The organism is Streptomyces sp. NRRL F-5122 (assembly GCF_001507435.1).
Taxonomy (GTDB): Bacteria; Actinomycetota; Actinomycetes; order Streptomycetales; family Streptomycetaceae; genus Streptomyces; species Streptomyces lannensis.
This window is the reverse complement of the sequence record NZ_LMWH01000233.1, coordinates 63280-80654: the sequence shown is the minus strand read 5'-3', so window position 1 is coordinate 80654 and position 17375 is coordinate 63280. Positions and strand designations below refer to the sequence as shown.

6 protein-coding genes and 1 pseudogene are annotated in these 17375 nt (G+C 70.0%); 3 read left to right on the top strand and 4 right to left on the bottom strand.

Features of this window, described 5'->3' with window-relative positions; all coding sequences use genetic code 11:
• Positions 1–21: 21 nt before the first annotated feature.
• From ADL25_RS23665 to ADL25_RS23655, 3 genes are all read right to left on the bottom strand, one after another.
• On the bottom strand, positions 22–1161 hold the full coding sequence (locus ADL25_RS23665) for a winged helix DNA-binding domain-containing protein (RefSeq protein WP_059129813.1): 1140 nt from the start codon (positions 1159–1161) through the stop codon (positions 22–24).
• Positions 1162–1364: 203 nt separating this feature from the next.
• Positions 1365–5060: a S8 family serine peptidase gene (locus ADL25_RS23660; RefSeq protein ID WP_063805720.1), complete on the bottom strand. Its 3696-nt coding sequence runs from the start codon at positions 5058–5060 to the stop codon at positions 1365–1367.
• A gap of 497 nt (positions 5061–5557) precedes the next feature.
• Positions 5558–6526, bottom strand: coding sequence for a winged helix-turn-helix transcriptional regulator (locus ADL25_RS23655; RefSeq protein WP_059129811.1), 969 nt, complete (start codon positions 6524–6526; stop codon positions 5558–5560).
• Between the two features lie 427 nt (positions 6527–6953).
• Here ADL25_RS23655 and ADL25_RS23650 point away from each other — a divergent pair, with 427 nt between their 5' ends.
• Together ADL25_RS23650 and ADL25_RS23645 are read left to right on the top strand one after the other, a co-directional pair.
• A complete protein-coding gene (locus ADL25_RS23650; RefSeq protein ID WP_059129810.1) occupies positions 6954–8459 on the top strand; it encodes a phosphocholine-specific phospholipase C in 1506 nt (501 codons plus the stop codon).
• 121 nt (positions 8460–8580) lie between these two features.
• A pseudogene (locus ADL25_RS23645) lies at positions 8581–9189 on the top strand (saccharopine dehydrogenase); the annotation flags it as partial.
• 394 nt (positions 9190–9583) lie between these two features.
• Here the strand turns inward: ADL25_RS23645 and ADL25_RS23640 are convergent.
• Positions 9584–12862: a GH92 family glycosyl hydrolase gene (locus tag ADL25_RS23640; protein ID WP_059129809.1), complete on the bottom strand. Its 3279-nt coding sequence runs from the start codon at positions 12860–12862 to the stop codon at positions 9584–9586.
• A 590-nt stretch (positions 12863–13452) separates the two neighbouring features.
• Here ADL25_RS23640 and ADL25_RS23635 point away from each other — a divergent pair.
• Positions 13453–17295, top strand: a complete 3843-nt coding sequence (locus ADL25_RS23635) for a S8 family serine peptidase (RefSeq protein WP_181923198.1) — start codon at positions 13453–13455, stop codon at positions 17293–17295.
• The last annotated feature ends 80 nt before the right edge of the window (positions 17296–17375 follow it).

Genomic DNA, 17375 nt, shown 5'->3' with positions numbered 1-17375 from the left:
AGGCCGTGCCGACCGGGCCGGTCAGCCCTTCACGATCGTCCGCTCGACATCGGGAAACCCCTTATCCCACCAGTGCCCGTAGCGCTGGTAGACGGCCGGCTCGCGGTCCGCCAGCAACACTGACAGCCTTTCCGCCTCCTCGATCAGTCCCTTCCATGCGACCTTGCCGAGCTTGCGGAAGGCGGCCAGTTCCAGTCCGTCGTCGGCTGCGCGCCACACTCCGACGACCTGCCCGTCGACAAGCAGGCAGGGCAGTACGTCGCCGTTGCGCCGGACGATCAGGGGACGGTACTCCGGGGGCATGACCCGCCCGGGGACGGCGTGGGCCAGCAGCGTGCTGTCCCACATCGGCAGCAACCTCGGCGGCGCCGGGGTGTCATCGGCTGGCGCGGTGGCGTCGGCCAGGTCGAACAGGGCGGCGCGGCCCGGGCCCGGCACTCGTACCACCAGGTCACCCAGCTCATGCAGGGATTTGGCGATCACGGGGCGTGTCAGCAGGGTGAACCGGGCGAAGTCCTGGGCCGACGCGGGCCCGAATGCGCGCAGGTAGGCGAGCAGCAGGCGCTGGACCCCGGTGTCGGCCTCCTGCGGTGTGGCCGCGGGGGCCGCCGATGAGGCGCGGTAGGTGTTCGGCTGGGTGAACGACCACGGGCCGCCGGTCGGTGCGTGATGCAATGGCGCGAACGTGCGCAGCGCCCACCACACGCGGTGTGCGTGCTCTCCGTGTCTCCCCGTGACCCCGTCCTCCACCTGGGCGCCGGTGCGGGGCTGCTCCAGGAAGCCTGCGAGTTCCGGCAGCAGCGCGTCGGCGTCGCTGGGGGTCAGCCCTGTTGCGGCGAAACGGCGGTCGTACAGCCGCGACGCCCGCAGAGTGCTCAGCATGGCGGCGCGGTAGGGCTCGTAGTCCTCGGCGTGGACGACGTGCAGTGTGATCCGCATGAGCGTCGCTTTCACGATCCGACCGTGCGCGAACGCCGCGTCGAGGTCCTCGGGCGCGAAATCCTGCACACGGTTCCACAGCGCCAGGTACGGCGACGCCGGTGTCTGTGCCTGCAGAGCGCAGACCCGGCGCACCGCCTCCGCCACATCGAGACGCCGGCGCTCGAGCAGGAGCTGACGGTCCAGGGTGGCGAGGGTGAGCTGCCGCACGGTGAGGCTCATGACCGGATCATGCCACCTTGGGCTCCCGTACGAAGCAACCGCCGCTACGGGCACTGAGTTGAGGGCGCCTGTCCGTTCTCGAAGTGAGGCGGGGCTGCTTCTTGGTCAGGGCCTGCGAGATGGGCGCGAGCCGCTTCCCGACAGCGGCAGCGTAGGCCGGTTCGGGCGGGGCACACCGCAACAGAGCGGTGTGCCCCGCAGGATCAGCGCAGACCGAAGGCCCGGGTCACGGTCTGTGCGACCGCGTTCCCGGCACTGTCGTGGGCGTGAGCCCGCAGTGAGACGAACCGGGCCTGCTTCGGGGCGGACAGCCCGAACCGGCCGTCCTTTCCGCCGGTGATCGTGCGCCAGGTACGTCCGTCGTCGTAGGACACCTCCAAGGTGAGCTTCGACAGGGTGCCGGCGCCCGTGGCGTGGGCGAGGTGGGCGACGGACGCCGTCAGTGTCGCGTTCCTCTTGGCCCGGCCCGCCGCGTCGGTGTCGACGCCGTAGTCGATCTGCAGGAGCGGCAGGACCGACTGCTCGTCCCCCGCCGGAGCCCGGGAGATGAAGTCCCACTCGGTGTGCGTGGTGGAGGAGTACGGGCTCACCGAGCTGTCCCGGCTGGTGTCCAGGACGAGACGGTACGGCAGCTTGCCGGCGCCGGGTGCGTCGGCCTGCACCATGGTGTTTCCGGGGTTCTGGGCCAACTCGGTGTCACCCTGGTAGAGCGTGAGGGTGTGCGGCATGCGCTCGTAGTCCATGGACATGCCGACGTGGTCCGAGCCGCCCCAGCCGGGGACGTCCAAGGTCAGCCGGCTCCCCGTACGGGTCGGCGGCTTGTAGTTGTTGTTCAGGTACGGTCGCTCGATGGGCTTGAACCAGTGCTGCGACTGTGTGCTGTCCGCCCGGTAGGTGGTACGCGGCTCGATCTCGTAGAGCAGACCCTCGACGTACGCCTCCTGGCCCCAGGAGTACCCGGGCCCGGTGGAGACCCAGTCGACCCGCTGCGAGTTCACCGGCTCACTCATCATCGTGCCGATGCCCCAGTCCGAGTAGACCGGCCAGTCGAAGCGGAACTCACCACCGCGCCGGGTGCTGTCGGGGCTGTCGAAGTCGACGTTCACCCGGGCGAGGTTCTTCGGGCCGCCCTGGACGACCAAGTGGTCCGGGATCTGGTTGTGCCACGTCCACATCAGGTCGTAGACGTAGGGGCTCACCGGCTGCGAGTCCACCGAGAGCACCGCCTTGGGGGCAGCGGCCTGGGCGAAGAGCTTCTCGCCCTCGTCCGTGCTCAACAACGCGACGTCGATGCCGGCGGGAGTACCCGTCCACGGTTCGCTGCTGTAGCTGCGGAATCGGCGACCGGGTTCGTTGTTCACGACCAGCAGGAGTCTGGCGCCTGCCTCGATCGCCGCGGCGGCCTGGTCGGCGTCGCCGATCGTGTCGTTGCGGCGGACGACCACCGCCTTGCCCCGCGCGTCCAGACCGGCGTAGTCCGCGTTCGTTCCGTCGCCGGCGGCCACGAGCGGGAGCTTGTAGTGCCCCTGGGCCAGTGCGGTGACGTCCTGTTGCCGGAGGGCGTCGGTGAACTCGGTGGTCCTGGTGGCGATGGCGAGTGCCGGCTGCTCCTTGCGCCAGCGGGCGCCGAGGTAGAAGTCGCCGTGGGTCACCTTGTGCGTGGTGGGCTGGGCCCACAGGCTGTCGTAGCTGGTCTGGGTCTCCATGTAGTCGCGCCAGGTGCCGCCGCCCATCGAGCGGTTGTACTCGAGGCGCTGGTAGGTCGTCTCGGTCCGCTGCGGTGCGGTCATGTCCACCCGCTCGATCTTCGAGGCGTCCAGGGTGACCGTGGTGTCGTGGTCCATCACGACCTCGGGGTCGCCGAGCAACGCCATCCCCATCGAGTGCGGGCCGTGGACACCCTGTACGTCCTTGAACTCCAGCACCGAGTAGACGTCGTCGGGGAGGAACATCTGCGCAGTGCCGGACTCGTCGACGATCCAGAACTCGGGCTCGAAGTCACCGGACCGCAGCAGCTCGACGACCCCGGACATCGGCTTGCCGTGTGCGTCCTTGAGGACCAGGGTCAGCTTGTGGGCGATGTCGCCCAGCGACACGGCAGTGTGGGTGACGGCCTTCCCCGCCGTGTCGGCCGCAACGATCTGGCCGGTCCAGTGACCGCTCGTGGTCGCCTTGGAGCCGTCGATGAGGGCCGTGACCTCGGCGGTGCCGTGAGCGGGTACGACGACCTGGGAGGCGGACAGGCGGAACATCCCCGCGGGGGCGTTCGGGGCCTGCAGCGACAGGTCGAGGGTGACCGGCGAGTCACCCATGTTCGTGTACGTGACCGGACGGCGCACCGCGTCGGACGCGCCCGTCGTCGCCTGGCCGGCGAACGCGGTCGCCGATGCGAACACGTCGGCGCTCAGCGCCGACGGGACGTCCACCCGGCCGCTGCCCGCCTGGAAGGCGTCGTACTTGGGCGTCTGCTTCGAGCTGCTCACCAGGAGGTCCTTCAACTGGGAGCCGGTCAGACCGGGATGCGCCGCCGCGAGCAGCGCAGCGGCGCCCGCGACATGCGGTGTGGCCTGCGAGGTACCGCTGAGCGTCAGGTAGCTGCCCTCGCCGGACGGCGAGTATTGGGACCGTGCCGCAAGCACGTCGACGCCGGGGGCGGTGATCTCCGGCTTGAGCCCGCCGTCGCCGACGCGGGGGCCCTGGCTGGAGAACCAGGCGACGTCGTCCGAGGAGTCGACGGCTCCCACGGTCAGGGCTGCGTCGGCCGCGCCCGGGGAGCCGACGCTGTAGTCCGAGCCCGCGTTGCCCGCGGCGACCACGAACAGGGTCCCGGTCTCGGCGCTCAGGCGGTCGACCGCGGCGCTGAGGGGATCCGTGCCGTCGGACGGGGCCGTTGAGCCCAGGCTCATGTTGACGATGTCCGCGTGCTGGTCCACCGCGGCCCACTCCATGCCGGCCAGCACCCAGGAGTCCTGGCCGGAACCCTCGTCGGAGAGCACCTTGCCGATATGCAGGTCCGCACCGGGCGCGACGCCCTTCTCCTTGCCGTCCGACGCGGCCCCCGTGCCGGCGATGGTGGACGCGACATGAGTGCCGTGACCATGGCGGTCCGTCACGTCCTCGTCCGGAACGAAGCTCTGCTCGGCCGTTATCCGGCCGGCCAGGTCGGGGTGTTCGGCGTCGACGCCGGTGTCCAGGACGGCGACGTCCACGCCCTTCCCGGTGTCGCCGGCCTCCCACGCCTGCGGCGCGCCGATCTGCGAGGTGGACTCGGAGAGATCCGCCTTCACGACTCCGTCGAGCCAGATGTGGGCGATACCCCCACCGAAGGCCGGTTTGCCGGAGGCGGCTGCGGTGGTTCTCTTGCCGGACGGCGTGGAGGTGACGGCACGCCAGAAGTCGGCCGACCTGTCCCGGTCCTCGGACATCGCGGCACCCTGGACACTGCCGAGGGCCCTGACCCTGCTGGCGCCCTCGGGGGCCGTGGAACGCAGCCCGGAGGCGGCCTTGCCGTCGTACGAGACGATCAGCGGCAACTGGTCGCGACGTGCGTCGTCGTAGCCGTCCGCGACAAGCCGGCTGATGTCGAACAGGCGCTTGTCCAGCACGCCTGCCGCCACATAGGGGAGAACGGAATCGGGATACACGTACAGGTCGCCGTTCGACTCCATGATGCGCGCCTGGGCCGGTGTTCCGGCCGCACCGCGCACATCGACAGTGCCGCCGCCGGCGCCGGACTGCCGTGTGACGACGACGTCACCCGTGATCAGGGTGACCGAGTGGACGCCCGGGGGTACGTTGCGCTGCGCGGCGGGAGCGGCGGAGCCGGCGGTGGCGTGGGCGGCGGACACGGCGGCGGGCTGTGCCAACGAAAGGAGGGCGGCGCCTGCGACGGCGAACACGCTCCAGCGTCTCGGTGATGATCTCAAAGGATTCCCTGAATGTTCCGTAGGGCCGGGTCGGCCCGCAAGCGATTCATGGCTGAAGTGACGGATCGGCGGGGGAGGGGATGGCCGACGCTGCGGGCCGATGGGTGGGGGTTCCGGGATCGCGACAGCTCGGCGTGGACGATCAGAGTTAAGGCTCGTGAACGGGAGATGTATAGATCAGATCCGTGTCCGATATCGCCAGCTGGCGAATCGTGCCAAGACTGGGCGGGGTTGGACCAGGCCGGGAGAGTGGGTGGCTCGAAACCCTGCGTGGGTGAATCGACTTACGAATTGGGCCGACGAGGGCCGCATCACCCTGATCTGTGCGTCGCCCCTGGCGACGCGGAGCCCGTCGACACGTGCGCCGAAGTGAGCCGGTCCGCAAGGCGGCGCCTCATTCATACGCCGAGAGCCGGGGTGCCGGGATTGTGCCACGGGCCCTCGGGCCCCCGTGCGGTTGGCCGCCGGGCTCAGATCCAGCCGCGCTTGGCGGCTTCGGCGCCCACCTGGAAGCGGGTCTCGAGGCCGAGGCGGGTGGCGATCGCGGCGATCCTGCGGGTCACGGTGCGTGCGCTCGTGCCCAGTTGCCGGGCGATCGCCTGGTCCTTGTAGCCCGCCTGCAGCATTCTCAGAAGCAGGAGATCGTCCGTGCTCGGCTGGTCCGGGGCCGCCTGAGTCGTCGAGACGATGGGTTGTGCCCGCTGCCAGTAGACGTCGAACAGCTCGAGGAGCGCGTCGAGCAGACCCGACTGATGGACGACGGCGATCCTGTCGTACCGCCCTCCGATCAGTGCGACCAGCGCGACACGACGGTCCATGATCCGCAGCCTGAACGGCACGGTCGGCAGGAGCCGGGCCTGCTCGCCGAGCTGGGCGAGGCGGGTGATCAGTTCGAATCGGCCGTGGTTCTCCAGCGCCTCCGGGCTGTACACGGACCGTATGTCGACGCCGCGGTCCAGCAGTTCCTTGGTGAAGGCCTCCTCCAACTCGGTGCTGTACGGGCCCAGATACGGTGGCCGGTCCAACACCCAGAAGTGGCTGCGGATCGACTGGGTCAGCTCGGCGACGCGCAGGCCGATCGCCGTCTCACCTGTGATCACCTCCACCAGCTCGTTCGGATGCTCCTGCAGTCGGCTGGCGCGGTACTCGCTTGCCAGGTCGTCGACCACATCCGCCACTGCGGCGAACGCCGCCTCGGAATCGGCTCTGTACTTGGCGAGCAGTGCGCTCAACGCGGTCCGCGGGCTGACCGGTCGGTACTGGCCGTGTCCTTCCGTACGCAGCACGCCCATGTCCAGCAACCGGGCCACCGCGTGCCGTATCCGGCTGGGGGTGGCGTCAAGTTCCTCGGCGATCTCCCGCGTCGTACGGTCGGGCTTCGCCAGAAGAGCGCGGTACACCCGCTCGTCGAACTCGCTGATCCCCAGGGCACCGAGCACCGTGCCTCCTTCTGTCGTCACCGCCCGGCGGGAGGCCGGCCCGGCAATGGCGCGATGCGCCGGCCGACGCTATCAGACAGGAGATCAACCGCTCGTGAGCCCGACTCGACGTGCCTCGGTCGCACGCCGCGCCCCTACTGCGCCGGCCGGTCGGGTGCTGTGCCGGGTCCGTGTCCGGTGTCCACCCGGTCGGCCATGTGTCGGATCATCCAACTCATACTGTTACGAGGGTCGTTGGGGCGAAATCGGTGACGGCCGACGCCGTGCCGAGGGGCGCAGTTCGCCTCGCGCTCACTTGGGTGGGGTCGGCCCCGGACTTCTTCTTGTACTGGCCACGTATTAGTCATCGCCGCGTGCCCGACGGCGACCAGCCTTTCTGTGCCCCTTCCCGTACGCCCCAGCGGGCGTGCTCGCGAAAGGAACACGGATGTCCGACGCCTCGCACGACGACACCCAGCAGGAAGGCCCCACCCGCAGACGACTGCTCGGCGTCGCGGCGGCGGTCGGCGGCATGGCCGCTGCCGCGTCGATTCTGCCGCCCAACCTCAGCAGGGCGGCGGCCGCCGAGCCCAAGTCCGGCGGGCGACTGTCCGACATCGAGCACGTGGTGATCCTGATGCAGGAGAACCGCAGCTTCGACCACTACTTCGGCACCCTGTCCGGCGTCCGGGGTTTCGAGGACCCGCACGCGGTCCGGCTGCCCAACGGGCGGCCGGTCTACTACCAGCCCGACACCCTGAACCCGGACGGCCACCTGTTGCCGTACCACATGGACTCCAGGACCACCGCCGCGATGGCCGTGCCGTCGCTGAGCCACGCCTGGCAGGCCCAGCACAACGCCTGGAACGGCGGGCAGATGGACAACTGGCTGCCGGCCCACCGCGACGCGGACGGCAACGCCAAGGGCCCGTACACCATGGGCTACCTGACCCGTGACGACATCCCGTTCCACTACGCACTGGCGGACGCGTTCACCCTCTGCGACGCGTACCACTGCTCGGTGATGGGCCCGACGCACCCGAACCGGTACATGCACATGACCGGCACCGTCGACCCCGACGGACTGGCCGGCGGACCCGCGCTGGACAACAACGCGCCGAAGGGCACGTACACGTGGACCACCTACCCGGAGCGCCTGGAGGCGGCCGGGGTGAGCTGGAAGATCTACCACGAGCCCGCCAAGGGCCCGGGCGGCGGCCCCACCGGTCTGGCGCCGATCGCCAACATGAAGCAGTACCAGGCTGCGAAGGCCGGCGACCCGCTCTACGACAAGGCGATCGCCGAGAGCGCCTTCGGCCAGTTCGAGTACGACGCGATGAACGGCAAGCTGCCCAAGGTGAGCTGGCTGCTGCCGCCGTCGCTGTACGACGAGCACCCGGCCCGCACGCCCGCGGCGGGCGCCAACTGGCTGGCCGGCAAGATCGACGCGATCGCCGCCAACCCGGAGACCTGGGCCAAGACCGTCTTCATCCTCAACTACGATGAGAACGACGGCCTGTTCGACCACGTGGTGCCGCCGACACCGCCGGCCGGTACCGCGGGCGAGTTCGTCAGCAAGGCCTCGCCGACCGGTGTCCCCGGTGGCAACCTCCCGGTGGGGCTCGGTTTCCGGGTGCCCTGCATCATCATCTCGCCCTGGACCGTGGGTGGATGGGTCGCCTCGGAGACCTTCGACCACACCTCCGTCCTCCAGTTCCTGGAGCGGCTGACCGGTGTGGCCGAGCCGAACATCAGCGAGTGGCGCCGCCGCGTCACGGGTGACCTCACCTCGGCGCTGCGGATGAACGCACCGCGCCGTCACGCGCCCGAACTGCCGCAGACCGGCGCCCGCTACAACCTCGCCCAGTACGAGGCGGCGAATCTGCCCCTGCCCAGCGTGCCGGCGCAGCAGACCCCCCCGCGCCAGGAGCGCGGCCACCGGCCCCGGACCTGACGACCACCGGGGCACGCTACGGTCGTCGTGCCGCAGCCCAGTGGTGATCTCGAGGCGATCGACCGGGCCGCCGGACCGCGGAGGGCTGCCTCTTCGGCCCTCGCGAGCGTGCGTTGGACGCATGGTGACCGCCGCGATGAGGGAATGGACGGCTGCGGACGAGGTGCACGTCGCCTACGGGTTGAGCAGCTGGCATCCCACGGCGGGCACCCGGGCGGCGGGTGAGGTCTCCCATCAGCGTCGCGCCGGCCGGCGGGTGCGGTTCACCGACGGCGCGCTGCAGTACGACGACAAGCCATGGGAGCAGGACTGGCTCTTTCCGGAGCCACTGGGCCGGCGAATGGTGATCGCGGAGTTCACCATGGCCGATGTCGTCACCGTGCCCAGCCATGTGGCCGTGCCTGAAGTCCGCACCTACATGGCCGTCGAAGCCGCGAGAGACCCGTCCGAGGAGGACACACCGTCGCCGAAGCCGGTCGACGCCCTGGGACGGTCGGACCAGATGTTCGTTGTTGACGTCCTGGTCCGCGCGGGTGGCGTCGAGCGACGTGCCACGGCCCGCGGACAGGACATCTACGCGGTCACCGCACCACTGGCGGTGGAGGCTGTCCAGCGAATCCTGGCCGGACACACGCGGACGACGGGCGTGGCCTCGGCCGGTGCGATGTTCGACGCTGCGGACTTCCTTCGGGCGCTGGGCCCGCACCTGTCGGTCGAGCTGCCGAACTGACCGGCCACGCGCGGGTTCGCCGGCTTCGGCACCACGGATCCCGGGATCGATTCGATGCCATGATCCGACTACCGGGGCCTGGCCGATGGTTGCTCGGTGGGGCCCGCACGGTGGCCACGGCCCGCGGCTCCCTCCCCGGCGTCCTTCATGTCCGAGTGGGAGTCGGCCGGCCTCCGGCGAATCGCGAGCCCGGGTGCGGTAGTCGCTTCTACGCGGTCGAGTATCGGTCCGCGGTGTCGGCCCCACGCCAGCGGCACGCCGGATGGCTCCTGAGGCGTTTCCTCCTCGGACCCAGGCGATCCGTGGCGGCGGTGTGGCGGGACGACGAAGGCCTGTTCAGCCCTTCACAGGGCTGAACAGGCCTCGCCATGGCCGGAACCGGCCGGATCCGTCGTCAGGCGGTCGCCGCCGCGAAGATGTGGATGATGCCGCCATTGGTCGTGGCGGGCAGTGTCACACTCGCGAGCTGCTTGCCCGCCTGCAGCGCGATGGGAGCGGTGGTGAAGACCTCCGTGCCCACCGGGTCCTTGCCGCCACCCTGCACGTCACGGTACGTGGTGTGGATGGCGATCGTGTTGCCGAACGACGGCGTCTGCGAGCCGCCGCCGAGCGTCCAGTCGCTGAAGCCGATTTCGGCCTGCTGGGTGGTGCCGTCGGTGTAGGCGAGCGTCACCGTGCCGCTCGCCGCACCTTCCGCCGCACTGCCCAGCAGACTCAGCTTCGTGGCGCCGTCGGCGGCGGGTACGGCGAGTACCTGACCGCCCCCGACGACCTCGATGTTGTCGGGTTCACCAGCGGCCGCCGAGGGCCAGGTGAAGTCGAACCCGTTGGAAGAGACCGTGCTTCCCGGCTTCACCCCGGCGGCGGCCAGCGCGGCGGCGGAGTAACTCCAGCCCTCACCGTCGAAGTTGGCCTGCGGGTTCGCGTCGTCCGCCGAGATGCCGTTGCTGTTGACGTTCCACAGCATGCTGTTCTTCGGGGCGACGGTCACCGAGGCGGACGTCTTCGGCAGCGCCGTACCGGACGACGACGTCAGCGTCACCGGGATGGTGTAGAAGCCCTGCTCGGTCCCGGCCGCCGCGGAGACGGAGATCTTCGCGTCGGCGGAACCACCGCCCGGCACCGTGAAGTCACCCTGGGACGGTGTCACCGTGATGCCGGCAGGCGGGGTGGCCGTCCAGTGGACCTTGGTCTCCTGGTCCTGGAGCGTCTGCACCTTGACGGTCGTCGCGACGGCCTCACCGCCGGGTTCGGCCTTGAGCTTGGCCGGGGTGACACCGGTGAAGAACTTCACTCCGCCGCCAGGGAAGGACGGCGGGGCATCGGCCTTGGCGCTGCCCCACGAAGTGTTGGGCTTGGCGCCGAGCGTGTAGTCCAGGGTGCCGCCGTGGGTGACGAAGGAGGCGGGGACCCACGGCTTGTCGGACTTCTTGCCGTTGGTCTTCAGGCTCTGGATGTAGATGTTGTCCGCCGACGCGGCGGGCGCGTTGACCGTGATGGTCTTGTGGTTCCCGGTGTGGATCACGGCGTGCGGGAACAGCGGTGCCGAAAGCACCATGTCGGCGCGGCTGGGCACCTGCGGGTACATGCCGAGCGCCGAGAAGACGTACCAGGACGACATCGTGCCGGCGTCGTCGTTACCGGGGATGCCGCCGGGGGCGTCTGTCCAGAGCTGGTCCATCTCCGCGCGGACCGTCTCCTGCGTCTTGTACGGCGCTCCGAGGTAGTTGTACAGGTACGGCGCGTTGATGTCGGGTTCGTTGGTCGGGTCGTAGCGCGTGCCGTCCTTGGCCGAGAAGTCGAAGGCGCCGTCCGGGGTGCGGAAGAAGGAGTCGAGCCGGGTCACCGCCGCGTCGTCGCCGCCCATCGCGCCGGCGAGTCCCGCGACGTCGGAGTACACCATCCATGTGTAGCGGGCGCTGGTTCCCTCGACGAATCCGCTGCCGGTGCCCGGGGTGAACGTGCCCGCCCAGGTGCCGTCGGACTTGCGGTCACGGATGTAGCCGCCCTGTGGTGTGGCGTTGGGATCGAAGACGTTGGTCCAGTTGCCGGAACGGGCGAGGAACGCCTTCTCGTTGGTGCGGTCGCCGATCTGGCCGGCCAGCGAGGAGATGCCGAAGTCGGCCGCCGCGTCCTCCAGCGTCTCGGCGGCGCCGCCCCAGCAGTGGCAGCCGTCGGCCGGGACGTAACCAAGATCCAGGTATTTGTCCAGGGCCGGGCGCTGGCCCACACACTCGACGTTGCAGCCCGCGCTGTCGGAGTCGTTCGCCGTCGGCACGGTCGCCGCGGTCACCAGTGACTTCAGGGCGCCCTTGACGTCGAAGTCATGGCCGCCGAAGGCATAGATGCCGGCGAGTGCGGCGTCCGACGGGTCGCCGGACATCACGCTCGTCTTGCCGTTCTCGAGGAGCCAGCGGTCCCACTCGCCGTCACGCTGATTCGCATAGTTGAACAGGGACTGCGCGTAGTCGCTGCCGGCCTTCGGGTTCAGCAGTGTCATCAGCTGCACCTGGGCGCGGTACTGGTCCCAGCCGGAGAACGTGCCGTACTGCGCCTTCTGCCCCTTGGCCAGCTTGTGGGCCTTGCGGTCGGCGCCCAGGTAGCGGCCGTCGACGTCGCTGGTCAGGGTCGGCTCCAGCATCGAGTGGTAGAGCGCGGTGTAGAAGGTGGAGCGCTGGGCGTCGCTGCCGCCGCCCACCTCGATCTTGCTCAGCTCCTGCCTCCAGGCCGCGGCGGCCTGGGACTTGACGGACCCGAAGGACTTGGCGGGCGGGTTCTCGGCACGGAGGTTGGCCTCCGCGTTCTGCGCACTGACGTAGGATATGGCCACCTTCGCCTGGACCTCGGTGGTGCCGCTCGCGAACGTGACGTAAGCGCCCGAGCCCTTGCCGGCCACCGGGTTGCCGGACGAGTTGAAGCCAGTGCCGCCCTGGGCGGAGGTGGAACCCGCCTGCACGGTTCCGTCGGTCCAGGTGCCGACCTTGGCGAACGGCTTGTCGAAGTGTGCCGTGAAGTACAGCGTGTAGAGGTCCTTGCGGTTGTTCGCGCTCTGCGGGCCGCAGAAGTTGCCCGCGCTGACCGAACCGGTGACGGTCCTGGTAGCGGCGTTCACCTGTACATCGGCGGCGGTGCTGCCGCTCTCGGAGTTGGACGTACGGAACAGCATGCTGGCGGGCTTGTCGGACGGGAAGCCGAAGCGGCCCGAGCCGGTGCGGGCGGTGGCCGTCAGCTCGGCGGAAGCGCCGCTGTCCAGGCCCACCTTGTAGTAGCCGGCCGATGCGGTCTCATTGGCATGGGAGAAGGTGCTGGCGTACTTGGAGTCGGTGGTGTCGGCCGTGGGCGAGGAGTCGACATCGCCCACGTACGGCATGATCGGGATGTCGCCGTTGGCTCCGGAGCATCCGACGCCGTTGAGATGCGTGAGGCTGAAGCCCCGGACCTTCGTCGCGTCGTACTGGTAACCACCCGGAGCGGGTGTGGAGGTCTGACTGCCGCGGGAGTTCTGCGGGCTCCAGGCCAGCATGCCGAACGGCTGAACGGCTCCGGGATAGGTGTTGCCCGCGTTGGACGAGCCGATCAGGGGGTTGACGTAGGAGACGGGATCCTTGACCTCGCCCCGGCCCGGCGTCGCCGAGGCGGGCGTCACGGTCAAGGCCACCGCCAGGGCTGCCATGGTGGCCGCCGCGACGGATCCGAGAGCTCGTCGTCTATGACGAGTCCGGCCCTCCACATGAGTCTGACGAACCAATGAGCCTGACACCGCTTCTGCCCTTCATGTCTGATGGAAGGTCAGGACGCGCCGGAAGCAGGCACGTCCGCTCTCCGTTCCGAACTACTGCCGACAACGTTGTCAACGAACGCGAGGATGCTCCCCCCGTATTCGGGCGGTGTCAAGGGTGCCGAAATCCCGTGTTCAGTCCCGCCGTTGTCGAAGATCGCATCCGCGCTGGTGGGGGCTGGTGTGCCGGATGTGAAGACAGTCGCGAGTGGAGCCGGGGGAGGGCCGGCCGGGCGGGGTCACCTGGGCGGCGGCCGCGACTCGTGTCAGGTTGCACTCAGGGGAAGGGAGGTTGTGGTGTTCGGGCACCCTGGGTGAGCTCCCTGGCACCGCGATGCCGCCAGGCCTCGTCGACGCGCCGACAACGTCTGTCGCCGTTGTGACATGTCGCCGATGTGACTCGTGATGCCGATGACACTCCGGTCCATCAACTGATTCCTTTCGTACAGCGCGTGCTCACCGGCTGTACGAAGGGTGTACTTGTGATGCGTTGGCCCCGCCTGACGGCGGCGATATCAACAGGATTGATGGTGGCCGCCGGCGTCGTGCCGGCCGCCGCCGCGGACCGGACGGCGACCTTCGGGAACACCGAACGTCCCAGTGCGGAGCGCGGAGCGGCGTCCGCGACCGTGCAACTGGTCACCGGTGACCGGGTGACCGTGACGACGCTGCCGGGAGGGCGGCGCACCGCGTCGATCCAGCCCGGACCGGGGCGTGAACGCATCGTCTTCCGGACGCTGGAGGGAGACGACAAGGCACTGACCGTGCTGCCGTCCGACGCCGAACCCCTTGTTGCCGCCGGGACGCTGGACCGCCGGCTCTTCGATGTGACGGCTCTGATCGCCCAGGGCTACGACGAGGCCCATGGCGATGCGTTGCCGCTGATCGTCTTCTCCGGTCCGTCCCGTGCCGGGGCCAGGGTCACCGCACAGGCGGTGAGGACGGCCGAGGCCACGGCCGACCGTCTGGCGGCGCTCAACGAGTCCTCGGCGCCCGCCCGCACGCTGAGCAGCATCGGCGCCCGTTCGCTGCGGGTCTCCGACGGGGACCTCGGCACCTTCTGGAAGACGCTCGCGTCCGGGGCGGGTTCGGACGCTGCCCGCGCCGCGGTGACTCCGCGCATCGCGCTGGACGGCAAGGTCAGGGCGGTGCTCGACCGCAGTACCGCGCAGATCAACGCGCCCGTCGCGTGGAAGGCGGGTTACGAGGGCCAGGGCGTCAAGGTGGCCGTGCTGGACACCGGAGTCGACCCGAACCACCCGGACCTGTCCGGACGGATCGCGGAGGCCAAGGACTTCTCCGACAGCGGCAACACGGTGGACCACTTCGGTCACGGCACGCATGTCGCCTCCATCGTGGGCGGTACCGGCGCCGCGTCCTCGGGTACCCGCCGCGGGGTCGCGCCCAAGGCGGACCTGCTGGTCGGCAAGGTGCTGGGCGACGACGGCTACGGCTCGGAGTCCCAGGTCATCGACGGCATGGAGTGGGCGGCCGGGCAGCATGTCAAGGTCGTCAACATGAGCCTCGGCTCGGACGCGCCGACCGATGGCACCGACCCCATGAGCCAGGCGGTCAACACCTTGACCGCCGCCACCGACACACTGTTCGTCATCGCGGCGGGCAACGCGGGCGAGCAGGGCCAGTACACGATCGGCTCGCCCGGCGCCGCCGACGCCGCCCTCACCGTCGGCGCCGTCGACCGGGACGACTCCCTCGCTCCCTTCTCCAGTCGCGGCCCGCGCCAGGGCGACAAGGCCGTCAAGCCCGATGTGACCGCGCCGGGTGTGGGCATCGTCGCCGCGCGCGCCGCCGGCACGACCATGGGCGACCCGATCGACGCCGACTACACCTCCGCCTCCGGTACGTCCATGGCGACACCGCACGTCGCGGGCGCCGCCGCGCTGCTGGCGCAGGAGCACCCGGGCTGGGGCGCCCAGCAGATCAAGGACGCGCTGATCAGCACCTCGCACACCGTGTCCGGCACCAAGGTGACCGACCAGGGCGGTGGCCGTATCGACCTGGCCACGGCCACCGGCCCGGTCACCGCGACGGGCACCCTGGTGCTCCCCGCGGTCCAGACCGCCGGGGCGTCCGGGCGGCAGCAGGCGGCCACCGTCCACTACGCCAACACCGGTGACAAGCCGGTCGAGTTGAGACTCGAGGTCAGCCTGGCAACCGGCGAGGGACGCGCCCTGCCCGCCGGGGTGGTCACCCTCGGCTCCGGGACCGTGAGTCTCGCCCCGGGCGCCGGCGTCGACGTCCCGCTGAACACCGACCCCGCCCACGCCACTCGCGGCGACTACTACGGCTACGTCATCGCCACCGCAGCCGACGGCACCGTCCTCGCCCACACCACCGTCAGTCTCAACGTCCACGCCCCGAAGCACAGGCTGACCGTGGTCGCCCGCGACCGTGACGGAAAGGTCATCGAGGGCGCGGCTCCGACGATCTGGGGCCAGGACGGTTTCGTGGAGTACTCCAGCCTGGAGCCCGCAGTCGCCGAGGTTCAGGAGGGCACGTACCAGGTCAGCTTCGGCACGCTGGACAACGCGGCCGACGGCCAGGAACTGCGTGAGGTCGTCAACCCCGAGGTCAAGATCACCAAGGACGCGACGGTGACCCTGAACGCGGCCGACACCACCCCCGTGCAGATCCGTACCCCCCGCCCCGCAGAGCAGCGCGGCATCCTCAGCTACCAGACGTACCGGAACATCGAGGGCCGCGGTCTGACCCAGGGGGTGATGTTCTTCGACGTCGCCAAGCGGATCTACGTCAGCCCGACGGCGCCCGTCACCGACGGCACCTTCGAGTTCGCCTCCCGCTGGCAGATGACCGCGCCCCAGCTGCGGGCCGAGGTCCCGGGCACTTCGCTGGCGTTCACCCCGTACTACGTGCCCGCGTCCCCCGCTTTCGACGACAAGGGGGCGAAGCTGACCGCCGTCGACGCCGGCACCGGCACCGCGGCAGAGCTGAAGAAGGCCGGTGTGCGCGGCAAACTTGCCGTCGTCCGCTGGCACTTCACCGACGACCGGGCCCTTGCCCAGGCCGCCCGGGACGCCGGGGCGAAGGCACTGATGCTCGTCATGGAAGACGGCTTCTACCCATGGACACGCTGGTCCCCGAGCGGTGAGCGCATGGCGGTGCCCACCATGCGCGCCGGAGCGGTGGAGGGTTCGGCGCTGCTGAAGCGTGCGGCGCAGCGCGCCACCACGGTGAACTTCTCCGGCACGGTCCACAGCCCGTACCTCTACGACGTCATGCAGGTGTCGAAGGGCCGGATCCCCCAGCAGCTGGTCCACACGGTCTCCGAGCGCGAGAGCGCCGTCGTCCGGGCCACCTACACCCGTACCGGGGCCAGTTCCTGGGCCAGCGAGCAGCGCTTCGGCTGGCGGCCCTACCAGGACACCGCCTGGAACCAGTACACCCGTGACGTGCCCACCGGGCAGGAGCGCACCGAGTACGTCACCGGCGGCGACACGCTCTGGTACCACACGGTGCACCACAACGTCGTCGACAACCCCGACTTCCCGCTGCTGGCGGGCATGCGGGACGCCCCCCACACCTACGGGGCCGGCCAACAGGCCACCGAGCGGTGGTTCGGAGGGCCCGTCCGCCCGTCGATTCCCCGGGGCGCGCCCTGGGCCTCGGTACGCAACGGCGACACCTTGTCGCTGTACGTCCCCGAGTTCACCGACGGCGCCGGCCACTGGGCGTTCGCGGAGAGCGGTGGCTTCGGCGGCATCGGTGCAGGTGCCGGTGTCAGGGAAGTCGCCCAGGACGACACCGCCCGGGCGGTGCTGTACCGCGACGGGAAGCAGATCACGGCCTCCGACGCCGGTGCGTGGGGCAATGTCGAGGTGCCCTCGGGCGACGCCGAGTACCGCCTGGACCTGACCACCGCCCGTGTCTCGGACGACTGGCGCTTCGGCACCGGGACCAGCACCTCGTGGACGTTCCGCTCCGACACCACGGCCGACCCGGAGAAGCTGCCGCTGCTCCAGGTCGACTACGCCGTACCGGTCGACGCCCAGAACGCCGTCGGCCCCGGCCGCAAGCACACCGTCGGCCTGACCGTCCGCACGCAGGACGGCATGGCGGCACCGCACGGTGTGAAGCTGAAGGTCGAGACGTCCTACGACGACGGCAGGAACTGGACCACCGCCCGCACCACCGGGAAGGGCGGCGGACGGTTCACCGCCACGGTGGAGCGGCCGTCGCTGCGGCACGGCGACGCCTACGTCACGCTGCGGGTCACGGCGACGGACGCCGCCGGCAACAGCGTCCGGCAGACCGTGGTGCGCGCGTACCTCCAGCGCGGCACATCCTGAGCCGGCCGGGACGGTGACACCGACCGTCCCTGCCTGAACCGCGGCGGGTGCCGGGCCGCTCGGCCCCGGCACCCGCCGCG

Bases quoted from the DNA above. Each gene is read 5' to 3' on its own strand.
- ADL25_RS23665 (WP_059129813.1), bottom strand. From the start codon at position 1,161: ATGAGCCTCACCGTGCGGCAGCTCACCCTCGCCACCCTGGACCGTCAG.
- ADL25_RS23650 (WP_059129810.1), top strand. From the start codon at position 6,954: ATGTCCGACGCCTCGCACGACGACACCCAGCAGGAAGGCCCCACCCGC.
- ADL25_RS23640 (WP_059129809.1), bottom strand. From the start codon at position 12,862: ATGGCAGCCCTGGCGGTGGCCTTGACCGTGACGCCCGCCTCGGCGACG.
- ADL25_RS23635 (WP_181923198.1), top strand. From the start codon at position 13,453: ATGCGTTGGCCCCGCCTGACGGCGGCGATATCAACAGGATTGATGGTG.